This is a genomic window from Chitinimonas violaceus (genome assembly GCF_052601015.1).
In genome coordinates, this window is record NZ_JBQXDJ010000121.1 from 1 (window position 1) to 5,097 (window position 5,097).

The window sequence follows — 5,097 nt, forward strand, 5'->3', positions numbered from 1 at the left end:
AAAATCCACGGGTGAGACTAGCCCGTAGAGATATAGTTATGCACAGTCGCCGGTCAAACGGCGGCAACCATCACTGGGTCAATATTCAATCGGCAGGGTGGGTCAATATTCAATCAGCGCAAACAACACACGATTCCTGCTGACATCCTGGAAGCGAACACACAACTGGCGAAGGGCCTGACTACCGCACTTCAGAACGTCAAGAAAAGACGAGACTAGGGATTTGTCCTACCCGCTTTGAAAGCGTTACAGCAACGGCCGAGAATGAAAAATGCATGGGTTCGCACAAGGTGCTCCCTGCATTAAATCAAGCTGTGTTTGAAACTTGACAAGCCCGCATTCAGCCATAAGCGGAAATGCTGACGGACATTTCTGAATTTCTGCTTTTCGGCCAGAAGCGGACATTAACTCATTGAAATTCATTCTTTATCAGCACGTTCAATTAACAATCGAGTCTCAGGGTACTTCTGAATAAAACGTTCAAGAGCCGTCTCTGGAACGCCAACAAGTATAGTTGCACTACTGTCCCAGCAAGCAATCTCAAATAGCGCATCTTCAATCTGAGGTGAAATTTCCCGACCTGACCAGTAATCAGGATTACCGTCAATGTATGGCACCCTACTTATGTTTGGTCGAATACCTTTGGGAAATGCACTAAAGACGGCCCAAATAAATTGAACATCATTCTCAGCAAGGAATGCTTGTAATACATCACCTGACATCCATTGATCTTCAAAACTGAATTCATCTCCATAGTAGTTCGTTTCAATATCACTGATGTACCACTCATAGTTCGAAGTAGGTAAACCAAGGGCCTCAAGCACTAAGCGCATATTGGTGAAGTATTTTATCTGGTCACTTCTCTCTAAAATGACGTTCATCAAAGAACCTTTCGAAGTGATGTTCTACCAAGATATTTTGATGATTGTTAGAGGCTTTAATATTAATCAACTGCTTTATCATGTTGTATGGTTACTAGACTAGACCATGCTACTCTTGCTGTATGTGCTCAGGTAACGTAGATATTGTGCATGAGTAGCTACTATCATAAGAGTAGCTCTACTACTTAGATCAATTGCTCTTCAAATCTGTAAATTTAAATAGTAGGTTAATAAATATGCCGTTATCTGAAAATTGGTTTGAAGAAGAAGTTATGCATCGAGCAGCTATAGATGGTGATCTCAAGGAGATCAAGCGTCTCATAAGCTCAGGGTACCCAGTCAATATCTTTGATGATATAGGCTGTACACCACTACACTACGCTGTCCAATACAAGCATTATAAGATTGCAAAGTTTTTACTAGAAAGTAATGCAAATGTAAATGCTCGTCATGAAGAAACAAATTCAAATACACCTATTGCGATGGCTGCTGAAGGTGATTATCCGGAACTTGTCAGCTTATTACTTTCTTTCGGCGCAGATCCCTATATAGAAGGTTGGATGGGGTTGAATGCTTGTCATCGAGCAGAAATGAATAAAAGCGAGGCTGGAAGTGAAATCAGATCAATTTTATCCAAAATACCAAAGTCTTGAAAAAACATACTAGAAAACATAAATATTTCCTGGCTAATGCTTGTCCAAGTTGAATCTTCAAGTTTCAGTCAAAAGCGGACATCAAGTTGCTTGAAATGTTACGCTAATTCACCTTAACTCAGGTACCAATTATTTTAGAAGCCCGAGGACTAGTTGATCTACTAAAGCTTTAGTCTCTTCCGAGTGTGATCGAATCCAAGAAATTGTTAGCCTGTCGGTCAATTTTGCTTTAGTTACTCCTGTTTCAATGGCTAGTGCATCGAGAACTGCTTTACCCCATTTACTACCTGAGTGATTTAAGCCTGCTATTTTTGCCTTATCATAGGCATTTGTAATTCCATTTAACACACATTCAGTTGCCGTAACGTTATCAGCAGTGAGAAGTAAACACTCAAGTGCTGTATTTCCGGGTAAGGAAAATATCCAGTCTGTCGGCGCATCACCAATGTCGGGATCGCGAACCCCAATTGCTCTAACCCCATCTTTTCTGAATGCTTTAACTAACCTGTACACATCATCAGTATTTCCGACAGGTACAATTGAACAATTGTCCAGTAGTTGTTTATTCTGACAGCGTAATATTTCGTTTAGAAATTCCTGGGCAACAATATCTTCAACCAGTACCAAATCTTTATTTGTTTTTGCTACAACAGAAAGTTCTCTAGCAACAGCTATATACGGTGTGTGCGGTATTACTCTTACTCCCTGATTATTACGAATCAATAAAGTTCTAGCTCCAGATGGCAGCGATTCAAACAGGTCTGTTGAATGAGTTGCAATCAGAATTTGGTGACCATTTCTAAGGCACAGCGACATGAGATACCAAGCTAGTCCGCGTTGTGCATCAGAGTGGAGTGTTATTTCTGGTTCTTCAAGCAGTATGAGAGAGTTCTTTGGAACCGCTTCTAATTCTTGTATTAGCCGTATTACTTTTTGCTCCCCAGCACCCATATGTGGCTCAGCATACGTGTGAACACCTCGTTTTACTTGAGGTAGAGAATCACTCCAAACACCTATTGGCAATCCAACAGTATGCTGTTTACCCTCTGGATATGAGACTCCAAGTACAGTAGAAATACTTTGAAGTATCTCTGGAGTGAATATCGTAGTTTTTTTAACCTCAAGCTTAGAACGAAAGACATGAAGCCTATCTTTGCGTTCGATTCTTGGAGCAAAAGTAGCAATCCCGAAGAATTCAATATTTCTAATAGGATTATTACGTCGAGGATATCCCCAGCGCTTTCTCTCTTTTAAGTAGGGTATAGAAACTGTAGGGTGGTCATCCCAAAAACTGAATTGTACTGATGAAGTTTCTCCGAATGCGGGGGTCTTTTCGGCTAAAGCACTTCGTACCCAATCTCCTATTTTGTATTGACGCTTTCCCTCATAACTTACATATGCGGCTGAGCAAAGCTGTAAGAAGGTTGTCTTACCGCTACCATTAGTACCAGCGATAGCTGTAATTGGCCATGTAAACTCAATACATGCTGAAATACCTCGAATTCCCTCTATCGAGATAGATTTCAACATATTTCGGAAAAGCCCGTTCCGGGCTTGCGGATTGTCCCACTTATCGTTTATGCGGTCGATTAGGAGGGATATCTGTTCTTGGCTTGCCATAACATCTAACTCCCTATCAGACAGCCGCAGTTGCCAACCTCCGTAAGTCTAGTATGAAGTTAGAGGAATTCCGCTTTGGGTTGTCTGCAGCCAGCCAATAGCGGAAATTCAGATGGTCATTCCCGAACGGCCAGTTCTTGGTCAAAGCGGACGTTATCTAATTCGAAGTGCGATGATCGAATATGGAATTATTAATCCGGCAATATGAAAGAGCATATAGACTTACGGTACTTGGAACCTAATACATTGTTTAAAAACAGCTTTTGGTTTTGTCCATATTCTCTATCTAATTGCCGCATTAATAGCCTAGGGCCTGCTCTTTTTTTTCCATTACTCACTCCCTTCTTCGATCAATATAACGACCGGGTCGAAAGTATCTACAGAATTCAGGCTACCTCAGTCCAGGACTGAATACCTAGTCAATATAAGTTACTTGCCGAGCAATGTCTTGAGGTAGTTTTAGATTGAACCGCTTCAATTGCTTTTTGCTAAATAGATAATCACCCGTAGTTGGCGTAACTGGAATAATTGCGCTTGGGGATAATTTATCTTTCAATATTTTTTTTACAATTTCGGCAGCAGCTTTTCCTTGTTCTTTAGATGAAATCACCAAACCACCAATGGCTTTGTCTGAACCTATCGAAAAATCCCAAAAACCAAACAAAGGGACTGGAGTGTTAGCTGATGTCCAACTAATGACTGCCTGATCATTCGCTGTACTGCCATCAGTGTCTTTTAATGAGTGGTACAAGCCGGTAATGATTGCATCGTAACCAGCAGTATGTGCGGATTTCACAGTGCTTTGCCAATCGGCATAGGTCGACAACAGCCTCATTTCTAATGTTGCCCCCGTAATGTTTTGCATAGTTTCGCCGCCTAAAATCTCACTCAATATTACCTCTGCAGTTTTTGAATGATCGAACAGTAGCAATATCTTTTTAGCACCAGGCAATAAACTAAGAATAAGTGGTACATTCCGCTTGATGAATGGGCGTTCAATCACGCCAGTAATGTTTTTAAAAATGCCATAATTGCGTGGATTATTATTAATTCCCAAGTAAACCCCAGGAATATTGGCTGCATCTAACTTTGGTCCTGTTGAAGAAAGCGCAATATCATCACCCAAAACAACCAAATCCGGTTTCACTTCTTGGATCTTATTCCAACCTTGCTCGGCCATTTCGGCGTGCTTTTCTTTTGGTAGTCGTTTAGTGTCCATGCCAAAAATTTCATAACGATAGCCTGGTCCAAGTGAAGACTGTAATGCCTCTCTATAATTCCTATCCCATATGAAGTCAGGATGGTAGCTTTCGAGAATAAATACTAGTTTATCCGCCGCAAATGTACATGGGCTGATCAGTACAGCCAGCCCTAACAGTACGATATATTTAATATTCCACATTCTCACTATAACCTCATTGCAGTATTAAGGCGACTATAAACAGTGCATATGAACAATGACAAATCCCATTTGAAACAATGTGCTAAATAATTTTGCACAGCAAATCTATATAGGGTTTCAAATTGCCGGACAATACATCTTTTTTTGCCTTTACGGGCATTGATCACTCAATAAGCCATGATCTATATTAATCGTGTTGCTGCTTCAACAAGCTATAACCCTTAGTGAAATACTAGACAGTATCATCACGAGATGCCAATCCAGATAACCATGCAATGGATCTGAGCCACCGCCAGAAAAAAGTGCAGTGGTCAAATATTTTCGGACACGCCAATCGGTCCTGTTGCTGCCATTTTCTGTTCATAAATCGCGGGAGGTAAGTTCCCCCGGGCCGAGTGCAAACGCACATTGTTGTAGGGCACCTCGAAAAACCCTCCGCCCATGGCATGATTCCGACATCCAAAAGTCAGCCCTCCAATCATGATCAAATCCAGTCTGTTTGCCAGTGAAGAACGTGAAGCCAAACTGGATCAGCTGGGCG

4 protein-coding genes are annotated in these 5,097 nt (G+C 41.3%); 1 reads left to right on the forward strand and 3 read right to left on the reverse strand.

The window, feature by feature from the left end:
- Positions 1–419: 419 nt before the first annotated feature.
- The gene (locus ACUHMQ_RS19960; protein ID WP_445297204.1) at positions 420–881 is read right to left on the reverse strand and encodes a hypothetical protein; all 462 of its coding nucleotides are present in this window, start codon (positions 879–881) and stop codon (positions 420–422) included.
- 236 nt (positions 882–1,117) lie between these two features.
- Here ACUHMQ_RS19960 and ACUHMQ_RS19965 point away from each other — a divergent pair, with 236 nt between their 5' ends.
- Complete coding sequence (locus tag ACUHMQ_RS19965) at positions 1,118–1,534, forward strand: ankyrin repeat domain-containing protein (protein ID WP_445297205.1); 417 nt, start codon at positions 1,118–1,120, stop codon at positions 1,532–1,534.
- 129 nt (positions 1,535–1,663) lie between these two features.
- Here the strand turns inward: ACUHMQ_RS19965 and ACUHMQ_RS19970 are convergent, their stop codons facing one another.
- Together ACUHMQ_RS19970 and ACUHMQ_RS19975 are read right to left on the reverse strand one after the other, a co-directional pair.
- The gene (locus ACUHMQ_RS19970) at positions 1,664–3,154 is read right to left on the reverse strand and encodes an ATP-dependent nuclease (RefSeq protein ID WP_445297206.1); all 1,491 of its coding nucleotides are present in this window, start codon (positions 3,152–3,154) and stop codon (positions 1,664–1,666) included.
- 415 nt (positions 3,155–3,569) lie between these two features.
- Positions 3,570–4,556: an ABC transporter substrate-binding protein gene (locus ACUHMQ_RS19975; protein ID WP_445297207.1), complete on the reverse strand. Its 987-nt coding sequence runs from the start codon at positions 4,554–4,556 to the stop codon at positions 3,570–3,572.
- Positions 4,557–5,097 lie beyond the last annotated feature (541 nt).